Below are 16334 nucleotides of genomic sequence, written 5' to 3'. Positions count from 1 at the left end.
ACGTTATATCATAACGTTTTCATTAGAATCCAAGGCCAGCCCGTGATGGCAACATCTTGAAACAGCTGGAGAATTTGCTTGGGAGGTGCGGCAGGCGCTGAGGTCTTGTCCGGATAGCCGAAGTCTAGGCGGTCGCCCCTCAAGGGAAGGGGTGGCGAGAAGGGAGTCGAGTGCGACGTGAGTGCGCAGACCGGACGGCCGCTGGCCGCCCTGCCCTGCGCTGCCGATCTCTGCTCAGGCGGCCACGTTCAAGGTGCTGCCCGTGGCGGTGCTGCTGCCGTTGCTGCCAATGCTCTGGTACTGGCGCAATACCGCCTGGACCAGTTGCGTGTAGGGGCTCGACGACTCCTGAGTGCTGGAATCGGCCTCGCTGTCCCCTTGCCCGCCCACCCCCTGCGGTGGCGGTGGCGGCGGCATGCGCGGACGCGCTGAACCGCCCAGTCCGGCAACGCTGGAATCGCTGGAACCGCTGGATTCCTCAGTGCCCCTCTGCCCCTGGGGTCCACCCGGCGGTGGTGCGAAGGCCGAGGCGAATTCGCTTTCGCCGACACTGCCATCGCCATCCTGGTCGAGCATGCCGAGCAGCTTGTCGACGTCGATAGACCCGCTCTCGTCGGTATCCGTCTGGGTATCGCTCGCCGCGCTGGCGGCGGTGGTGAGTTCGCTCTTGCTGATGGAGCCGTCGCCATCGCTGTCGAGCTTGCCGAACAGCTTCTTCAACGGATTGCCGTCTTCACCCCCGCTGACGCTATTGCCGGACGCTGTCGCGCCAGTGCCTTTGATCGCGCTGGCACTGCTGTAGTAGCTGGAGTAGCCACTGCCTATTCCGCTGATCATGGATGTCTCTCCCGGGAAATGCGGACATCAGTGTTCCGCACCACCCAGTATCCGCCGGTTAGATGTCAGCCATTTGGTCACTTTGTATGCCCGGCGATACATCAGGGGCGCGGCAGCACCACCTGGCAGGTCAGGCCACCGCCGGGGGTTTCGCCGAGAGTCAGCTCGCCGCCCATGTGCGCCGCCGCTTCCCGGGCGATGGCCAGCCCCAGCCCGGTCCCGCCAGAGGATCGATTGCGCGATCCCTCCAGGCGATAGAAGGGTTCGAACACGGCTTCCCGATACTGGGCCGGTATCCCCGGCCCGCGGTCGAGGATGGAGATGATCAGCCGCTCCGGCTGCTCGCTCAGGCGGATCTCGGCCTGGCCAGCGTAGCGCAGGGCATTCTGCAGCAGATTGCCGAGGCAGGAGCGCAACGCCATGGGCGCCACCTTCAACGGCTGGCAGCTACCCTGGACAGCGACCTGGGCGCCCTCCTCGGCCGCGTCTTCGGCCATGGCCTCGACCAGCGCCTGGACGTCGCAGAGGATGGGACGCTCCTGCCGGTGCTGTTCGCGCAGATACCTCAGGGTGCCGTCGAGCAACTCGATCATGTCGTCCACGTCCTGGCTGACCCGGGCGTGCAGGCGCGGATCGTCGATGTCCTCGATGCGCAGCTTCACCCGCGCCAGGGGCGTACGCAGGTCATGGGAGATGGCGGTAAGCATGCGCCCGCGCTGCTGGAGCTGTTCGAGCAGATGCTGGTGCATGCGATTGAGCGCCCGCGCGGCCTCCCGGGTCTCCCAGGGCCCAGTGACCGGAATGGGCGAACCGTCGAGATTGTGGCTCAGGTGCTCGGCGGTCTCGGTCAGCTGGCGCAGCGGCCGGGTCAGCAATCGCGCCCCGAGCCAGGCGGCGATCACCAGCGAGCCCAGCTGGAAGATCAGCGGGCCGCCGAGAAACCACTCGATGCGCCGCCAGACGCCGGGTTCCCGGTGCGGGAAAGGTCCGGGCGGCGGTGTCCGGTCGAAGGCGGCCTCGCCCTCCATGGGTGGCGGCGGTGGCGGCGGTCGCTCGCCGAGGCCATGGCGAAACCAGAAGAAAGCCAGCAGATGGCCCAGCAGGATGGCCAGCAGAAAGACCGCGAACAGGCGGGCGAACAGCGTATCCAGGCGGCGCATGGCTAGTGCCCTATCTGCCTGGCATCGAACAGATAGCCCTCGCCGCGCACCGTCTTGATCAACTGCGGCGCGCGGGGATCGTCGCCCAGCTTGCTGCGCAAGCGCGACACCTGCAGATCGATGCTGCGATCAAAGGCCTCGATCGCCCGTCCGCGGGTGGCATCGAGCAGCTGCTCGCGGCTCAGCACCTGGCGCGGCTGCTCGATGAACACCCACAGCAGCCGCACCTCGGCATTGGACAGCGGCACCATCACCCCGGCCGGCGAATGCAGCTGGTGCAGGACGCCATCGAGCTTCCAGCCATCGAAGCTGACACTGGTCCGCGGCGCCTTGCGCTGGGGCACGCGGCCATCCTGGGTCCGCCGCAGCACCGACTGGATCCGCGCCACCAGTTCCCGGGGCTCGAAGGGCTTGGCCATATAGTCGTCGGCGCCCAGCTCCAGGCCGATGATGCGATCCGCCGGCTCGCACTGGGCGGTCAGCATCAGGATGGGAATGCCGCTGTCGCGCCGCAGCGAACGACACAAGGAAAGCCCGTCCTCCCCCGGCAGCATCAGATCCAGCACCACCAGGTCGAAGGCCTCCTCCGCCAGCGCCCGGCGCATCTCCAGGCCATCACCCACGCCGCGGGCATTGATGCTGAAGCGCGCCAGATAGCCACAGATCAACTCGCGGATCGACGGATCGTCATCCACCAGCAGGATGCGCGAGGTCCAGCGCGGGGATTCGGATGACAGCGACATCGGGGCTACCTGAACAGTCGGACGATCTGGACGTGCATGCTAGCCGCTCAGCCCGCGAGGCAGCTATGGCCTGGCATGTAGGCTTGTGTAAAGGTGGTCAAGGGATGGATACGGAGAGAGAGCCGGCCAGGCATGCAACCATCCGCCAGTCGAGAAGCCGTAAGCGCACAATGGTGATCGCGATTGCTAAGCCGTCCGTTCGATGGTACATCGGACAGATCGCCTCCCAGCTGCCGCGGTAGTCCGAAGCTGTGAAGCCATCAAGTACCGCACTCCTGGGCCTCTTGCTGCTCGGCCCCGATAGGGCTGAAGCCCAGCTACCTTTGTTGCGCCTCCTTTCGGAACGCCATCCTTGACGAGCAGATCAGCCGTATCGGCCACCCCTGAAACGAACCCGGAGCCCGTCGCGCTCAATGTCCTGCTGCAGGCCTGCGGCCAGGGCAATCGCCTGGCCTTCGAAACGCTCTACCGCGTGACCTCGAGCCGGCTGTTCGGCGTATGCCTGCAGTACGTGGGCGATCGGGCGGAGGCGGAAGAGGTCCTGCAGGAGGCCTATACCGCCATCTGGCTCAAGGCCGGCACCTTCGACGCCACGCTTTCCAGCGCCCTGACCTGGATGGCGACCCTGGCGCGCCACAAGGCCATCGATCGCCGCCGCGCGCAGCATCGACACGAGCCGCTCGAAATCCTGGCCGAGTGGCCGGCAACCCAGTCCGTCGCCGAAGACTTCGAAGCCCATCGCCAGCGTCGCCAGATCGAGCTCTGTCTGAAAACCCTGGGCAAGGACCAGCAGACCTATATCCGGGTCGCCTTCTTCGAGGGCTATTCCTATGCTGAACTGGCCGCCCGCCACAGTATCGCGCTCGGCACGATGAAAAGCTGGATCCGGCGTGGCCTCCTGCAACTGCGAGCGTGCCTGGGCCTATGAACGACAAGGAGATCCCCCTTCCGACCGACACGCGCTGCTCATCGCGGAATACGCCCTGGGCGTATTGTCCGCCGAAGAACGCCTGCAGGTAGAGGAGCTCTTGCGGCAGGACCCCGCACACCAGGCGCAACTGGCGGCCTGGCAACGGCACTTCGCCGAGTGGGTCGATGAGTTTCCGGTCGTCGAACCGCCGGCCCACGTCTGGCACGGTATCCAGCAACGGCTCTTTCCGACGGAGCAACCGGCACCCGAGCCGATCCGCCGCTGGAGCAACCCGCGCCTGTGGCGCTGGACGACCGGACTGGCACTGGTCGCTGCCCTCGTGCTGGCGCTGCTCGTGCTGCTGCGCCCGGTCCAGGTCACAGCGCCCGCCCTGCTCGCCCGCCTGGAACAGAGCAATGGCAGCCTGGCGTTCAGCGTCACCCTGCAGGGGAATGGTCGGCAACTGCTGTTCGTACCCGCCGGCAAGGCTGATTGGCCAGACAGGAGTCCCGAGGCCTGGATCATCACGGCGGATGGCAAACCCCATTCGCTCGGTCTGCTCCAGGACGCTACGGCCGTGACCCTGGCCGTACCCGCCGGGCTCGCATCGGCACTGACGCCAGGTGCGGTACTGGCGGTCTCCCTTGAGCCGCGAACCGGCTCGCCGACAGGCTCGCCCACGGGACCGGTCATCGCCCAGGGAAAAATAAGCTCGCTTTGATGCATCCGTTTGCCGGGCTGCTCCGTACATTCATCACCCTCATCCGGAGGGCCGAAGAACTCAGGAGACGCACCATGCACACCTTGCTCAAGCGCATCGCCATCGTAGCCAGTCTCGCGATCCTAGGTGCCACCGCCCCGCTCAGCTTCGCCGCTGATACCGTCATGGTCGGCGGGGCGCCCATGTACCCGTCCAAGACCATCGTCGAGAACGCGGTCAATTCCAAGGACCACACCACGCTGGTGGCGGCCGTCAAGGCGGCGGGCCTGGTCGATACCCTCAACGGCAGCGGTCCCTTCACCGTCTTCGCCCCGACCAACGAAGCCTTCGCCAAGCTGCCGGCCGGTACCGTCGATACCCTGGTCAAGCCCGAGCACAAGGCCGACCTGACCAAGATCCTGACCTACCACGTGGTGCCCGGCACCCACACCGCCAAGCAACTGATGGCTGAGGCCAAGATGCACGGCGGCATGACCAAGCTGAAAACCGTCCAGGGCGAAGACCTCACCGTGAAGCTGCATGACGGCAAGCTCTGGCTGGTCGACGCCAAGGGCGGCAAGGCCGCCGTCACCATCGCCGACGTGATGCAGTCCAACGGCGTGATCCACGTGATCGATACCGTGCTGATGCCGAAGTAACGGGCAGGCGGCGTGCGGACACCGGTGAGGGGTGTCCGCCTCTCTGTCGTATCGGCCCACGTGCCAGTTGCCTCTTCCCGGAGCTCATGGACGAACTCGCCCTAAACCCTGCAGGGTGTAAAGGCCGGGATCGACGCCATTATCTTGCACGGGGGAACGTGCAGCACAGCCTCACCGCCGACGGCGGCTACACCACGCGCCTGGAGCTGGAAGCCAAGCTGCCGGAAGACCTGGTCGACGAGATCCAGGGCGACTACACCGGCATCATTGCCTACTACCGCGACCCCAAGACCGGCAAGGAGCACCCGCTCACCGAGGGCGACCAGAGCAAGTCGCGGCGGCTGCGTCACCTGTACGCGACGAAAGCGACGGCGAAGCGGGAATGGAAACGACTGCAGGAAACACAGCAGCGACCTAGCACGCATGCAGACAACCTATAGAGCTTGCAGCCTCGGCTTCCCAATGATTTTATGTAGTGACTATAACGATTATGAATGAGTCTCTACCAATGGAGTGGCTGCTGTTAGTCCTTTCACTACCTACTGAAAACGCCACCGCTCGCCAACGGATATGGCGTGCTCTCAAGGCTTCTGGCGCAGCCGTCCTCCGTGATGGCGTTTACCTAATGCCTGAACGCGACGACTGCCGGGCAACGCTCGATGGTCTGGCATCGGACGTATCTGAAGCGGGGGGTTCTGCCTATGTGCTAAGGGTCGAGGGGCCAGAGCATGTGGACTTCAAAGGTCTTTTTGCGCGCAACGAAGACTATGCAGCGTTGCTCGCAGAGATCGCCCGAACCAAAGCGGCACTGACCGCTGATACCGTTCAGGACGTCTTGAAGCAGGCACGCAAATTCCGCAAAGCCTTCGCGACCCTAGCAGCAATCGATTTCTTTCCAGGCGAGGCTCAGCAGCAAACGGATCAAGGCCTGCAGGAGCTGGAGCTCGCCTGCGCCCGCGTGCTGTCCCCTGATGAACCTCATGACAGCCAGGGAGTGATCACGCCGCTGCGCATAGCGGACTACCAAGGTCGAATCTGGGCTACTCGCCAAAGGCCATGGGTAGATCGACTTGCCAGCGCCTGGCTGATTCGTCGATTCATTGATCCAGAGGCGAAGATGTTGTGGTTAGCGAGCCCTGCAGATTGCCCACGCGAGGCCCTGGGTTTCGATTTCGACGGCGCCGCCTTCAGCCATGTCGGGAGTCGCGTCACCTTCGAGGTGCTGGCGGCAAGTTTCGGGCTTACCCAACCTGCTATCGCCCGCCTGGGGTTGCTAGTGCATTACCTAGACGTCGGCGGCATCCAGCCGGCCGAAGCGGCAGGTATCGAAAGTGTCTTGGTCGGCCTACGCGCGACGCTGCTCGATGACGATCAACTCCTCGCCGCCGCGTCTGCGCTGTTTGACGGCCTGCTAGCCAGCTTCAACAGCGAGGTACCGTCGACATGATCCAAGTAGCCAGGCATAAAACAGACGCCCCGCTGCAAGCCCCCCAGCCCATTGGATTCTGGGAAGCCTTCGTCTTCTGGTTGAAGCTAGGCTTCGTCAGCTTCGGCGGCCCGGCGGGTCAGATCGCGATCATGCACCAGGAACTGGTGGAGCGACGGCGCTGGATCTCGGAACGACGCTTCCTCCATGCACTGAACTACTGCATGTTGTTGCCCGGCCCGGAAGCCCAGCAGCTGGCGACCTACATCGGCTGGCTGATGCACCGTACATGGGGTGGCGTCATTGCCGGTGGGCTTTTCGTACTGCCGTCGCTGTTTATCTTGATCGCGCTGTCCTGGGTGTACATCGCCTTCGGTGAGGTGCCGGTGGTCGCTGGACTGTTCTACGGTATCAAGCCAGCGGTCACCGCAATCGTCGTTCACGCCGCCCATCGCATCGGCTCCAGAGCACTGAAGAACAACTGGCTGTGGGCGATCGCTGCCGCCTCCTTCGTTGCCATCTTCGCCCTGAACCTGCCGTTCCCCTTGATCGTCCTGGGCGCCGCGGTAATTGGCTATTTCGGGGGACGCCTCGCACCGCAGAAATTCAGCGTCGGTGGTGGACATGGGGCAGCCAAGACTTCCTTCGGCCCCGCGTTGATCGATGACGATACGCCCAGTCCAGAACATGCCCGTTTTCGCTGGCCACGCTTGCTCATGCTGATAGCTGCAGGTGCCGTGCTGTGGACGTTGCCGATGGGCATTCTGACCGTCCTACACGGCTGGGAAGGAACGTTTACCCAGATGGGCTGGTTCTTCACCAAGGCGGCGCTGCTGACCTTTGGTGGCGCCTATGCCGTCCTGCCCTACGTGTATCAAGGCGCCGTCACCCACTACGGCTGGTTGACGCCCACTCAGATGATTGATGGGCTCGCTCTGGGCGAAACCACGCCTGGGCCCTTGATCATGGTCGTGGCCTTTGTCGGCTTCGTAGGGGGCTACGTGCAGGCGGTATTCGGCGCCGATCAGGCTTTCCTGGCAGGCGCCGTGGCCGCCAGCCTGGTCACCTGGTTCACCTTCCTGCCGTCATTTCTGTTCATCCTGGCGGGTGGCCCGCTCGTGGAATCTACCCATAACTCCCTGAAGTTCACCGCGCCCCTCACGGCCATCACCGCTGCCGTGGTCGGCGTGATACTCAACCTGGCCCTGTTCTTTGGGTACCACGTGCTTTGGCCACAAGGCTTCGCCGGCTACTTCGATTGGCCCTCGGCACTGATTGCCCTGGCTGCAGCGATTGCACTGTTCCGCTTCAAGCGAGGGGTCATCCAGGTACTGGCTGCATGCGCGATCGCTGGCCTGGCCATCCATCTGCTCCGGCACTGATCAGGTAGCGAAACCTCTGGGGTTGCCAGCGCCAATCAATCCCCAGGGTTCATCGAGTCAGCCAACAGGCGCTTCCTGGCGGCTCGCGCTACAGGGGCACGAAGTGTGCGCCTGTGTGCCAGGGATCAAGCAGCAATATCTACGACGCATAGGAAAGTCCAGCTAGCCCTTCAGGCCCAGCCATCCATGAAATCCCACGTATATTCCAACCCCGATGATCAAGAGACTGGACAGGTAGGGGGCTCGCCGAGCGGCTGCGCTCATCCAGGGCCAACGACCGGTAGCATGGCGGGCACCTATTGCAGCCGCCGCGCCAACGGTCACAAGCGTGATCGCCAATCCGATGCTAAAGCAGAGCACAAGCACTGCACCTAGCGCGATTTGCTTCACCTGTAGGCAAAGCAGAAGCACCGTAATGGCCGCCGGACAGGGAATCAGGCCACCGGTAAGTCCGAAGAGAATGATCTGCCCCGTGGTGACACTCCGGTTGCTGAAGCGCTTACGGATGTCATTGGCATGCGCCTGCTCATGGGCATCCTGATAGCCGTCGGTGGCAAGCTCCAAACCCTCGGAGGGTGCGTGATGATGACTGTGCTCATGGAAGGCCAGATCGTAATCATGGGAATGGCCGGCATGCCCCAGGCTCAGGCGAACGCCAAATTCGTGAGGCTCGGGGATCTCACCGACAGACTCCAGATAGGCCCCCTGGTCTACGAAGCGAAAATGCTGAGTTGCTCCATCCGGACGGATCGTCTTCAGAGCCACTTCGGACGCCGGCCAAGGTAGGCCCATCAACGTTTTCAGCCGCCAGCGCGGAGGTACGCCGTCCTCGATTATCGCCAACTCGACACGTCCGTGGCCGGTATCTATGAGCCGCGCTTCGTCGTGGTGATCATGATGGTCGTGACCTTCGTGGACATGCCATAGCCGCTCGCCGCGCCATGTACGCCAGAGCATCCACAGGGCAATCGTGATGATGATGACAGCCGAAGCCAGCTGAAAATAAGGCTCGGTCGTTTCAGCATCGAGGCCTCGCCCCACATACATCCCGATCATGGCCACCAGCCACACAACGGCCGTATGAGAAAGCGTAGCCGCTAGCCCAAGCAGTACCGCCTGTTTGACAGTGCCACGCACCGCCACGATGAAGGCCGCCATCATGGTCTTCGAATGCCCAGGCTCAAGGCCATGCAAGACACCCAACAAGATAGCGCTAGGGAAATACAGCCAGGCGTGCGAAGCACCCTGTTGCAGCAGGTCAGCAAAGCTAGACATGGCGGGCAGGCCTACAGGTACTTGGTGATTTGCTTGAATTCTTCCAGGGAGGCGTGTTCGCCCCTTGCCACCGCTTCCATCGTGTCTTCAAGACAGTGGTCGATGTGATCCTGGATCAGCGTGCGTTTCGCCTGGCATACGGCCTTTTCAACCGCGTGCAACTGCTGGGCGATGTCTACACAGCCCCGGCCGTCTTCGATCATCTGGATGATGCTACGCAGGTGGCCGTCCGCTCGCTTCAGACGCTTGATGATCGCCTCATGCGACTGGTGGGTATGGGGGTGGGGATGAGAGTGGTCATGCTCGCTCATAGCCTGAGCCCTATGTGAGGATCGACGAAGCGCGCATGCTATCCCCCCCCAGGGGATACGATCAAGCACCTATCCTGCCCGCGGCAACTCTCCCCACCGCATCGTATACCCCCGCGACAGCAACTCTCGCCGCATCTGCCAGCCCGGATCGGCGGGAACCCGCCCCAGATACAACGCGGCCCGCCCGTACCGGGCACTGATCCGGTCCACCACCTGCATCAGCTGCCTGGGTCGCCCTGCCCGGTCGGGGCGAAGAGACCCATCCGTCTTCACAATGCTGCCCAGCACCACCGTGCACTACGGGAAGGCCGAGACCTCGCGATAGATGGGGTCCAGGCGGTACACCTGTGGCCGAACATACGCGAGCTGATGATCTGCTTCTTCAGTGGCGGCGCCTAGTGCGGGCGTATCCACTGGACGGTTCGCATCACCCAGTTCGAGAAATCGGCATAGATCTCTAAGTTAGCTAAAGGCTGCCACGTTATTCGCTGAACACGCTCCATCTCTTACTTTTTCATCGACGGCTGACGGGGCCGCTCCCGGTCGGATGCGTGGCTTTCCTGATAGACTCGACCTTCATCCCGCACTGTGCGGAGTTGAGCCGTATAGCCAACGCCCCGTGCTTGCAGCAGCGTGACGTTATCGGCCCCGCTTCGCCTAGCTACATGACTTTTTGCAATTGCTACCCTGTAGCAGTGCGGCTGCCAAAATCGGTTGAAATGTAGCGAAAGAGCCTAGAACAGACGTAACGAGATGCCTGCCGAAACCGCCCCAACCCCAGCAACCACGCGCCTTGAGCCCTCCCGCCGCTTTTCCGTGGCGCCCATGATGGACTGGACGGATCGTCACTGCCGCTATTTCCACCGCCTGCTGTCCCAGCATGCCCTGCTCTATACCGAGATGGTCACCACCGGCGCCCTGCTGCATGGCGATGCCCAGCGGTTCCTGCGTCATGACGAGACCGAGCATCCCCTGGCACTGCAGCTGGGCGGCAGCGTGCCGGCCGAACTGGCCGCCGCGGCGCGGCTGGGGGAGCAGGCGGGGTATGACGAGATCAACCTGAATGTCGGCTGCCCCAGTGACCGGGTACAGAACAACATGATCGGCGCCTGCCTGATGGCCTATCCCGAGCGGGTGGCCGACAGTGTCAAGGCGATGCGCGATGCGGTGGCCATCCCGGTGACGGTCAAGCACCGCATCGGCATCTCCGGGCGCGACAGCTACGACGCTCTGCGGGATTTCGTCGGCCAGGTCGCCGAGGCCGGTTGCCGCAGCTTCACCGTGCATGCGCGCATCGCCATCCTCGAAGGGCTGTCGCCCAAGCAGAATCGCGAGATCCCGCCGCTGCGCTACGACGTGGCCGCACAGCTGGTACAGGATTTTCCTGATCTCGAATTTATCTTGAATGGCGGCATCAAGACCCTGGACACCTGCCGCGAGCAGCTGGAGGTCTTCGATGGGGTGATGCTGGGTCGCGAGGCCTATCAGAATCCCTACCTGCTGGCCGAGGTGGACGCGGCGCTCTATGGCTGCGACCGTCCGCAACTGACCCGCCACGACGTCATGCTGCAGCTGCGACCCTATGTCGAGGCGCATCTGCAACAGGGTGGTCTCATCCACCACGTCACCCGCCATATCCTGGGCCTGGCGCAGGGCTTTCCCGGCGCGCGGCGCTTCCGACAACTGCTGTCCACCGATCTGCATCGCAGCCCTGAACCGCTGCGCCTGTATGACGAGGCCACTGAACTTCTCAGGGGCCACTGAGTCACGTCTCCACGATGTCCATTCGCTAACCGAAGGAAAGACCTGCCATGAGCAAGCTGGAACAACTCAAGCAATACACCACGGTCGTCGCCGATACCGGCGATCTGGACGCCATCGCCCGCCTCAAGCCCTACGACGCCACCACCAACCCCTCGCTGCTGCTCAAGGCCGCTGCCCTGCCCCGCTACGAAGAGCACCTGCAGGCCGCCTTCAGCGGCGCTAATGGTGACATCGGCCTGGCCTGCGATCGCTTCGCCGTCGCCGTCGGTGGCGAGATCCTCAAGCTGATCCCTGGTCGCATCTCCACCGAGGTGGACGCGCGCCTGTCCTTCGACACCAGCGCCACCCTGGATCGCGCCCATCGCTTGATCGAGCTGTACGAGAAGGCCGGCATCGGCAAGGACCGCGTGCTGATCAAGATCGCCTCCACTTGGGAAGGCATCCGCGCCGCCGAGCAACTGGAGAAGGAAGGCATCCAGACCAACCTGACCCTGCTGTTCTCCTTCGCCCAGGCCGCCGCCTGCGCCGAGGCCGGCGTGTTCCTGATCTCGCCCTTCGTCGGCCGCATCTACGACTGGTACAAGAAGGCCGAAGGCCGTGACTACGAAGGCGCGGAAGATCCGGGCGTGAAGTCCGTGACCCGCATCTACCAGTACTACAAGGCCAATGGCTACGACACCGTGGTCATGGGCGCCAGCTTCCGCAACCTGAACCAGATCGAGCAGCTGGCCGGCTGTGATCGTCTGACCATCAGCCCCGAGTTGCTGCAACAGCTGTCGGAAGCCCAGGGTGACCTGCCGCGCGTGCTGAACGCTGACAGCACCGGTGGCGAGCCCAAGCAGCAGCTGAACGAGGCGGCCTTCCGCTGGGCGCACAACGAAGACGCCATGGCCACCGAGAAGCTGGCCGAAGGCATTCGCCAGTTCGCGCGCGATCAGGAAAAGCTGGAAGTGCTGCTGCCCGGCAAGCGCTAAGCCATCTTTCGGTCAGTGCCTTTCGAGGGCACTGACCAGATCGCGGAAGGCATTGCGGTTGGATTCATTGAGGCCCATCAACACCCGATGGGCTTCAAGCACGCGACTGCGCACCTCGGCTTCGGACTGGTCCTGCGGTGGCAGGTCGGTCAGGCAATCCGGGCAAGGCAGTACGGTCTCGACGATGTTGAACACCTGATCGAAACCCATGGAATCCAGCAGGCGCAGGATGTCCGGGTTGTTGGTGGTCAGCATGGGCAGCAGCCCGATGCGCTGCCGCGACAGGATCGACAGCTTGGCCAAGAGGCCCAGGGTGGTGCTGTCGATGCTCTGCGTCTCGGTCAGATCGATGACGATGGACGAGAAATTCAACGACGAGAAGATGTGCTCGATGGTGGCGTCCAGCGCCGAGCACAGGGTCAGACGCACCTCGCCGGTAAACTTCAGGACGAAGGTGCCATCCTGCTCGGCAAATTGGATTTTTCCGGTGCTCATGCCAGGTTCCTGCTCAACACCAGCAAAGCGATATCGTCGGGCATCTCGGTGACGGATGCCAGATCCAGGGCTTCGCTCAGGCCTGCCAGTGTACCGCCGGCGCGGCGGACGTAGTCGGGCAAGCTGTGTTCTTTCTCTTTCAAATTGTCTCCCGGCAGCAGGTCGAAGATGCCATCCGAAAAGAGGGTCAGGCTGAAACGCTCGGGCAGATCCATCTGGTGGTCATTGTAGGTCGCCTCCTGGAACAGGCCGACCGGCAGACCCTTGCCGGTCAGGAACCGGGTTTCTTCCGGGGTATGCAGGACCGGCAAGGGCAGATGGCCACCGATGCTGTACGCCAGGGTACCCGTGGTTTCGTCGATGACGCCACCCAGCATGGTCACGTGCTTGCCCAATTTGCAATCCAGTAGACCCCTGTTGATGTGGCCGAGCACATCCGAGGGCTTGAATTCGGGCAGGGTGCCGTTGCGCTTGGACTCGTAGAGCAGGCGCGTGGTCATGAACTTGAGCAGCACGGTCACGAAGGCCGAGGACGCGCCATGGCCGGAGACGTCGGCCAGGTAGAAGGCGACGCGGTGCTCGTCGATGCGAAAGTAGTCGACGAAGTCGCCGGACAGATACAGCGACGGGATGATCTCGTGGGCGAAGTTCAGCCCCTCGGTCTCCCAGGGCGTCACCGGCAGCATGTTCATCTGCACGTGGCGTCCGGCGTTCTGGTCTTCCTGCAGCAGGCTCAGGCTGGCCTGCAGCTCGCGATTGGTGTTTTCCAGCTTAACCCGGTAGCGATCGTTCTCCAGGCGCAGGCGGGCGCGATCCAGGGCGCGGTTGACCGAGTGCTCGAGCACCATCAGGTCTTCCAGCGGCTTGATCAGGTAATCGGCAGCACCCAGGCGCAGGGCTTCCACGACGTCGCTCATGACGCCGGCACCGGACAGCACCAGCACGGGCGTATCGATGGACAGCTCGCTGATGCGGCGCAGCAGCGTCAGCCCGTCGACCTGCGGCATGCGCAGGTCGCAGATGATGAGGTCGGGCTGTTCGCGCTCGAATATTTCCAGGCCCTGCTGGCCATTGCTGGCCTGCAGGACGTTGAAGCCACTGTCTTCGAGATAGTCGGCGAGACTGAGGCGAACCACCTCGTCATCGTCAATGATCAAGAGCGTGGCAGGCGAATTAGACATAGAGGATCCAGGCATGCACCCGAACGGCAAACCGGCGGACACTATCCGACACGGGCCACGGTGATTACGACACGGCGGAGACACTACTCCCATCCACCGGGGCGTTCAAGCTTGCCAACCGGATGGAATTTCTTTACAGGGTGCCGTTATGGAGTTTATACCTCCAGCAACCCGCCATCCATCCTCCCAAGCAGTAGGATTGCCATGAGTACCATCGACCGTTCTTACAGTGAAAAGCGCGACTTCATTCGCATGCACGTCGACTCCAAGGCCGTATTGAAGGTCGGCGACGCCTCCTTCGAGGCGCGCTGCGTCGATCTGTCCAGCACCGGCTTCCAGATCGAGGCCGCCACCAGCCTGCAGGTCGGCGACAAGGTGACCGTGCTCATCCCCTCCAGCCATGCCGAACTCCCCGGCCTGGAAGCCGATACCGAAGTCCTGCGCGTCCAGGCCACGGACGCCGGCAAGCAGCTGCTCGGCCTGTCCGTGCTGGAAATGCGCTAGACGCGCCGATCCCCAATAAAAAAGGCAGCCCGCGGGCTGCCTTTTTTATTGGGCCGGGACTAGAAGTCGTCGACCACCTGGCCATCCTTGACCTTGAATTCGCGGGTCTGCAGGTAGGCGTTGCGGATGAACACGTACTTGTCACCGGTGATCAGCCGCTCGGCCTGCAGCAGACCGGCACGGGTGTCGACGGTGCTGAGCGCGAAGGCGCTGTTGCGCACGGCGACGTCGTCCACATAGGGATAGGCACTGGTGTAGCTGTCCGGGATGCGGCCGAGGCCGTCACGCACGCTGCTGGGGCCGAAGAACGGCAGGACCAGGTAGGGACCGCTGTTCGCGCCCCACTTGCCTAGGGTCTGGCCGAAGTCCTCGTCGTTGCGCTGCAGACCGGCCTTGGTGGCCACGTCGACCAGGCCGAGACCACCCAGGGTGGTGTTCATCAGCAGGCGCGCGGTATCGACCCCGGCGTGCTCGACCTTGCCTTGCAGCAGATCGTTGGCCAGGTTGCGCACGTCACCCAGGTTGTTGAAGAAGTTGCTCACGCCGGTCTGCACGAAGCCGGGCGTGAAGCGCTGATAGCCCTGGGCAACCGGCTTGAGGGCATAGGTGTCCAAGGTATCGTTGAACACGAAGATCTTGCGGTTGAAGCCCTCCCAGGGATCGGGATTCTCGGCTTCGGCCGCCATCGCCTGACCGGCAAACGTCAGGGCCGTTGCAAGGAGCGCTCCCCAGACCCTGGAACCACGTCGCTCGACCGTCATCGCTTCTCTCCTCGTTGCACTCAGACGCCTGAAAGGCGCCGATTATAGTCATAGCTTTGCCAGTTTGGCTTAGGGCCAGGCGCAGTCACTCGATCTTTGACCCAACGTTGCGGTCAAAGAGTCCGGACACAGGAGAAACGCCATGACCACCTCTCATCTGCAGGAACAACTCGACCACCTTCGCCACCAGCTGGACCAGGATCCGCCCGCCTCGCCCGAGGACCGGGAAGAGCTGGAACTGCTGATCCGGGACATCGAATTCCAGCTGGCCAACGAAGACGCCACCCACACCCGGGATGGCAGCCTGGTGGAAGGCGTCAATCTGGCGGTGGAGCGCTTCGAGGTCAGTCACCCGACCATGGCCGGCACGCTCCGCTCGATCATGAACAGCCTGAGCAGCATGGGCATCTGATCACTGCCGGACGTAACGCTCCGCGGCGGGCTGGATGGCGTCACTGCTTCGGTAGGGATTGATATCCAGTCCGCCACGCCGCACATAGCGGGCGAACACGGTCAGCTTCACCGGCTTGAGCAGCCGCCACAGATCCAGATAGATGCGCTCGACGCACTGCTCGTGGAAATCCGCATGCTGGCGGAAGGCGACCAGGTAGCGCAGCAGGCTGGCCGGCTCCAGCGCCCGCCCCTCTTCGTACTCGATCACCACCGTACCCCAATCCGGCTGACCGGTGACCGGGCAGTTCGACTTGAGCAGGTGGCTGTAAAACCTCTGACTATCCCGGGCTTCACCCACGCTCAGCAGTTCAACCTGCGGGTGGGCATAGCGATCCAGGCCGATATCCAGATCGTCGACGCACCGGCCATCGGGGCGCTGCACACCGCGAGCCGCCCAGTCATCCAGGGATACCAGGCTGACACCGACGGTACCGCCGGCCGCGGCGCTCAGGTCCCTGACCAGTACGGCTTCGAGTTCGGCCAGGCTGGCGAACGCCGACTGATTCAAGGAATTGAGGTACAGCTTGAAGGACTTGGACTCGATGATGTTCGGCGAATCGGCCGGGATGGCGAATTCGCCGATGGCCACCACCGGCTTGCCGGACGGCAGCAGCCAGGACAGCTCGTAACAGGTCCAGACATCCACCCCGCGAAACGGCAGGTCCTGCCCGTCCAGGCCCAGCTCCGCCCACTTGGGCGCGCGCGGGATCGGATACAGCAGCGACGGGGCGTACTGGCTGACGTACTCGGTGCTTTTGCCCAGGGGAGATTGTTCTACGCTATGCATGACGCTCTGACA

General features: G+C 63.1%; 19 protein-coding genes and 1 pseudogene. 10 read left to right on the top strand and 10 right to left on the bottom strand.

Going from position 1 to position 16334, the window contains the following annotated elements; translation table 11 throughout:
• Window positions 1-234: 234 nt before the first annotated feature.
• From FHR73_RS05875 to FHR73_RS05865, 3 genes are all read right to left on the bottom strand, one after another.
• A complete protein-coding gene (locus tag FHR73_RS05875) occupies window positions 235-837 on the bottom strand; it encodes an EF-hand domain-containing protein (protein ID WP_183629979.1) in 603 nt (200 codons plus the stop codon).
• Between the two features lie 101 nt (window positions 838-938).
• On the bottom strand, window positions 939-1997 hold the full coding sequence (locus FHR73_RS05870; RefSeq protein WP_183629978.1) for a HAMP domain-containing sensor histidine kinase: 1059 nt from the start codon (window positions 1995-1997) through the stop codon (window positions 939-941).
• A gap of 2 nt (window positions 1998-1999) precedes the next feature.
• Entirely contained in the window at window positions 2000-2740 is a 741-nt protein-coding gene (locus FHR73_RS05865; RefSeq protein ID WP_027602269.1) for a response regulator, read from the bottom strand.
• A gap of 352 nt (window positions 2741-3092) precedes the next feature.
• On the opposite strand from FHR73_RS05865, the gene FHR73_RS05860 reads away from it, so the two are divergent.
• From FHR73_RS05860 to chrA, 6 genes and pseudogenes are all read left to right on the top strand, one after another.
• Window positions 3093-3668: a sigma-70 family RNA polymerase sigma factor gene (locus tag FHR73_RS05860; RefSeq protein WP_183629977.1), complete on the top strand. Its 576-nt coding sequence runs from the start codon at window positions 3093-3095 to the stop codon at window positions 3666-3668.
• Window positions 3631-4371, top strand: coding sequence for an anti-sigma factor domain-containing protein (locus FHR73_RS05855; RefSeq protein ID WP_183629976.1), 741 nt, complete (start codon window positions 3631-3633; stop codon window positions 4369-4371). Before FHR73_RS05860 ends, FHR73_RS05855 begins: the two co-directional genes overlap by 38 nt.
• Window positions 4372-4445: 74 nt before the next feature.
• Window positions 4446-5009: a fasciclin domain-containing protein gene (locus FHR73_RS05850; protein ID WP_183629975.1), complete on the top strand. Its 564-nt coding sequence runs from the start codon at window positions 4446-4448 to the stop codon at window positions 5007-5009.
• A 105-nt stretch (window positions 5010-5114) separates the two neighbouring features.
• A pseudogene (locus FHR73_RS05845) lies at window positions 5115-5449 on the top strand (phage late control D family protein); the annotation flags it as partial.
• A gap of 68 nt (window positions 5450-5517) precedes the next feature.
• Window positions 5518-6456: a chromate resistance protein ChrB domain-containing protein gene (locus FHR73_RS05840; RefSeq protein ID WP_183629974.1), complete on the top strand. Its 939-nt coding sequence runs from the start codon at window positions 5518-5520 to the stop codon at window positions 6454-6456.
• Window positions 6453-7817 (top strand): chromate efflux transporter, encoded by a 1365-nt coding sequence (chrA, locus tag FHR73_RS05835; RefSeq protein ID WP_183629973.1) that lies wholly within the window; start codon window positions 6453-6455, stop codon window positions 7815-7817. The genes FHR73_RS05840 and chrA overlap by 4 nt, the downstream gene beginning before the upstream one ends.
• Window positions 7818-7979: 162 nt before the next feature.
• Here the strand turns inward: chrA and FHR73_RS05830 are convergent, their stop codons facing one another.
• From FHR73_RS05830 to FHR73_RS22715, 3 genes are all read right to left on the bottom strand, one after another.
• The gene (locus FHR73_RS05830; RefSeq protein WP_183629972.1) at window positions 7980-9092 is read right to left on the bottom strand and encodes a nickel/cobalt efflux protein RcnA; all 1113 of its coding nucleotides are present in this window, start codon (window positions 9090-9092) and stop codon (window positions 7980-7982) included.
• An 11-nt stretch (window positions 9093-9103) separates the two neighbouring features.
• On the bottom strand, window positions 9104-9403 hold the full coding sequence (locus FHR73_RS05825) for a metal-sensing transcriptional repressor (RefSeq protein WP_183629971.1): 300 nt from the start codon (window positions 9401-9403) through the stop codon (window positions 9104-9106).
• A 69-nt stretch (window positions 9404-9472) separates the two neighbouring features.
• Complete coding sequence (locus tag FHR73_RS22715; RefSeq protein WP_183629970.1) at window positions 9473-9622, bottom strand: DUF4113 domain-containing protein; 150 nt, start codon at window positions 9620-9622, stop codon at window positions 9473-9475.
• Between the two features lie 534 nt (window positions 9623-10156).
• Here FHR73_RS22715 and dusA point away from each other — a divergent pair.
• Together dusA and tal are read left to right on the top strand one after the other, a co-directional pair.
• Window positions 10157-11167 carry a tRNA dihydrouridine(20/20a) synthase DusA gene (gene dusA / locus FHR73_RS05815; RefSeq protein ID WP_183629969.1) on the top strand — a complete coding sequence of 337 codons (1011 nt, stop codon included), beginning with the start codon at window positions 10157-10159 and terminating at the stop codon, window positions 11165-11167.
• A gap of 47 nt (window positions 11168-11214) precedes the next feature.
• Window positions 11215-12141: a transaldolase gene (gene tal, locus FHR73_RS05810; protein WP_183629968.1), complete on the top strand. Its 927-nt coding sequence runs from the start codon at window positions 11215-11217 to the stop codon at window positions 12139-12141.
• A gap of 12 nt (window positions 12142-12153) precedes the next feature.
• On the opposite strand, the gene rssC is transcribed toward tal, so the two are convergent.
• Together rssC and rssB are read right to left on the bottom strand one after the other, a co-directional pair.
• The gene (rssC, locus tag FHR73_RS05805) at window positions 12154-12636 is read right to left on the bottom strand and encodes an anti-sigma factor antagonist RssC (RefSeq protein ID WP_007158388.1); all 483 of its coding nucleotides are present in this window, start codon (window positions 12634-12636) and stop codon (window positions 12154-12156) included.
• Window positions 12633-13817: a two-component system response regulator RssB gene (gene rssB, locus FHR73_RS05800; protein ID WP_183629967.1), complete on the bottom strand. Its 1185-nt coding sequence runs from the start codon at window positions 13815-13817 to the stop codon at window positions 12633-12635. Before rssB ends, rssC begins: the two co-directional genes overlap by 4 nt.
• Window positions 13818-14021: 204 nt before the next feature.
• Between rssB and FHR73_RS05795 the strand changes: the two genes are divergently transcribed.
• Complete coding sequence (locus tag FHR73_RS05795) at window positions 14022-14321, top strand: PilZ domain-containing protein (protein WP_183629966.1); 300 nt, start codon at window positions 14022-14024, stop codon at window positions 14319-14321.
• A gap of 59 nt (window positions 14322-14380) precedes the next feature.
• Here FHR73_RS05795 and FHR73_RS05790 read toward each other — a convergent pair whose 3' ends face one another.
• Window positions 14381-15007, bottom strand: coding sequence for a VacJ family lipoprotein (locus FHR73_RS05790; RefSeq protein WP_273861521.1), 627 nt, complete (start codon window positions 15005-15007; stop codon window positions 14381-14383).
• 217 nt (window positions 15008-15224) lie between these two features.
• On the opposite strand from FHR73_RS05790, the gene FHR73_RS05785 reads away from it, so the two are divergent.
• On the top strand, window positions 15225-15494 hold the full coding sequence (locus FHR73_RS05785; protein ID WP_007158392.1) for a DUF4404 family protein: 270 nt from the start codon (window positions 15225-15227) through the stop codon (window positions 15492-15494).
• On the opposite strand, the gene queF is transcribed toward FHR73_RS05785, so the two are convergent.
• Window positions 15495-16322 carry an NADPH-dependent 7-cyano-7-deazaguanine reductase QueF gene (gene queF / locus FHR73_RS05780; RefSeq protein WP_183629965.1) on the bottom strand — a complete coding sequence of 276 codons (828 nt, stop codon included), beginning with the start codon at window positions 16320-16322 and terminating at the stop codon, window positions 15495-15497.
• Between the last annotated feature and the right edge of the window lie 12 nt (window positions 16323-16334).

Source organism: Pseudomonas sp. AS2.8 (assembly GCF_014190935.1).
In the GTDB taxonomy this organism is placed as follows: Bacteria; Pseudomonadota; Gammaproteobacteria; order Pseudomonadales; family Pseudomonadaceae; genus Chryseomonas.
This window is presented reverse-complemented; position numbering and strand designations above follow the sequence as displayed.

Excerpts from the sequence above, each read along its gene's own strand:
- FHR73_RS05875 (WP_183629979.1), bottom strand. The coding sequence starts at position 837 with ATGATCAGCGGAATAGGCAGTGGCTACTCCAGCTACTACAGCAGTGCC.
- FHR73_RS05870 (WP_183629978.1), bottom strand. The coding sequence starts at position 1,997 with ATGCGCCGCCTGGATACGCTGTTCGCCCGCCTGTTCGCGGTCTTTCTG.
- FHR73_RS05865 (WP_027602269.1), bottom strand. The coding sequence starts at position 2,740 with ATGTCGCTGTCATCCGAATCCCCGCGCTGGACCTCGCGCATCCTGCTG.
- FHR73_RS05850 (WP_183629975.1), top strand. The coding sequence starts at position 4,446 with ATGCACACCTTGCTCAAGCGCATCGCCATCGTAGCCAGTCTCGCGATC.
- FHR73_RS05840 (WP_183629974.1), top strand. The coding sequence starts at position 5,518 with ATGGAGTGGCTGCTGTTAGTCCTTTCACTACCTACTGAAAACGCCACC.
- chrA (WP_183629973.1), top strand. The coding sequence starts at position 6,453 with ATGATCCAAGTAGCCAGGCATAAAACAGACGCCCCGCTGCAAGCCCCC.
- FHR73_RS05830 (WP_183629972.1), bottom strand. The coding sequence starts at position 9,092 with ATGTCTAGCTTTGCTGACCTGCTGCAACAGGGTGCTTCGCACGCCTGG.
- FHR73_RS05825 (WP_183629971.1), bottom strand. The coding sequence starts at position 9,403 with ATGAGCGAGCATGACCACTCTCATCCCCACCCCCATACCCACCAGTCG.
- FHR73_RS22715 (WP_183629970.1), bottom strand. The coding sequence starts at position 9,622 with ATGCAGGTGGTGGACCGGATCAGTGCCCGGTACGGGCGGGCCGCGTTG.
- dusA (WP_183629969.1), top strand. The coding sequence starts at position 10,157 with ATGCCTGCCGAAACCGCCCCAACCCCAGCAACCACGCGCCTTGAGCCC.
- tal (WP_183629968.1), top strand. The coding sequence starts at position 11,215 with ATGAGCAAGCTGGAACAACTCAAGCAATACACCACGGTCGTCGCCGAT.
- rssC (WP_007158388.1), bottom strand. The coding sequence starts at position 12,636 with ATGAGCACCGGAAAAATCCAATTTGCCGAGCAGGATGGCACCTTCGTC.
- rssB (WP_183629967.1), bottom strand. The coding sequence starts at position 13,817 with ATGTCTAATTCGCCTGCCACGCTCTTGATCATTGACGATGACGAGGTG.
- FHR73_RS05795 (WP_183629966.1), top strand. The coding sequence starts at position 14,022 with ATGAGTACCATCGACCGTTCTTACAGTGAAAAGCGCGACTTCATTCGC.
- FHR73_RS05790 (WP_273861521.1), bottom strand. The coding sequence starts at position 15,007 with ATGGCGGCCGAAGCCGAGAATCCCGATCCCTGGGAGGGCTTCAACCGC.
- FHR73_RS05785 (WP_007158392.1), top strand. The coding sequence starts at position 15,225 with ATGACCACCTCTCATCTGCAGGAACAACTCGACCACCTTCGCCACCAG.
- queF (WP_183629965.1), bottom strand. The coding sequence starts at position 16,322 with ATGCATAGCGTAGAACAATCTCCCCTGGGCAAAAGCACCGAGTACGTC.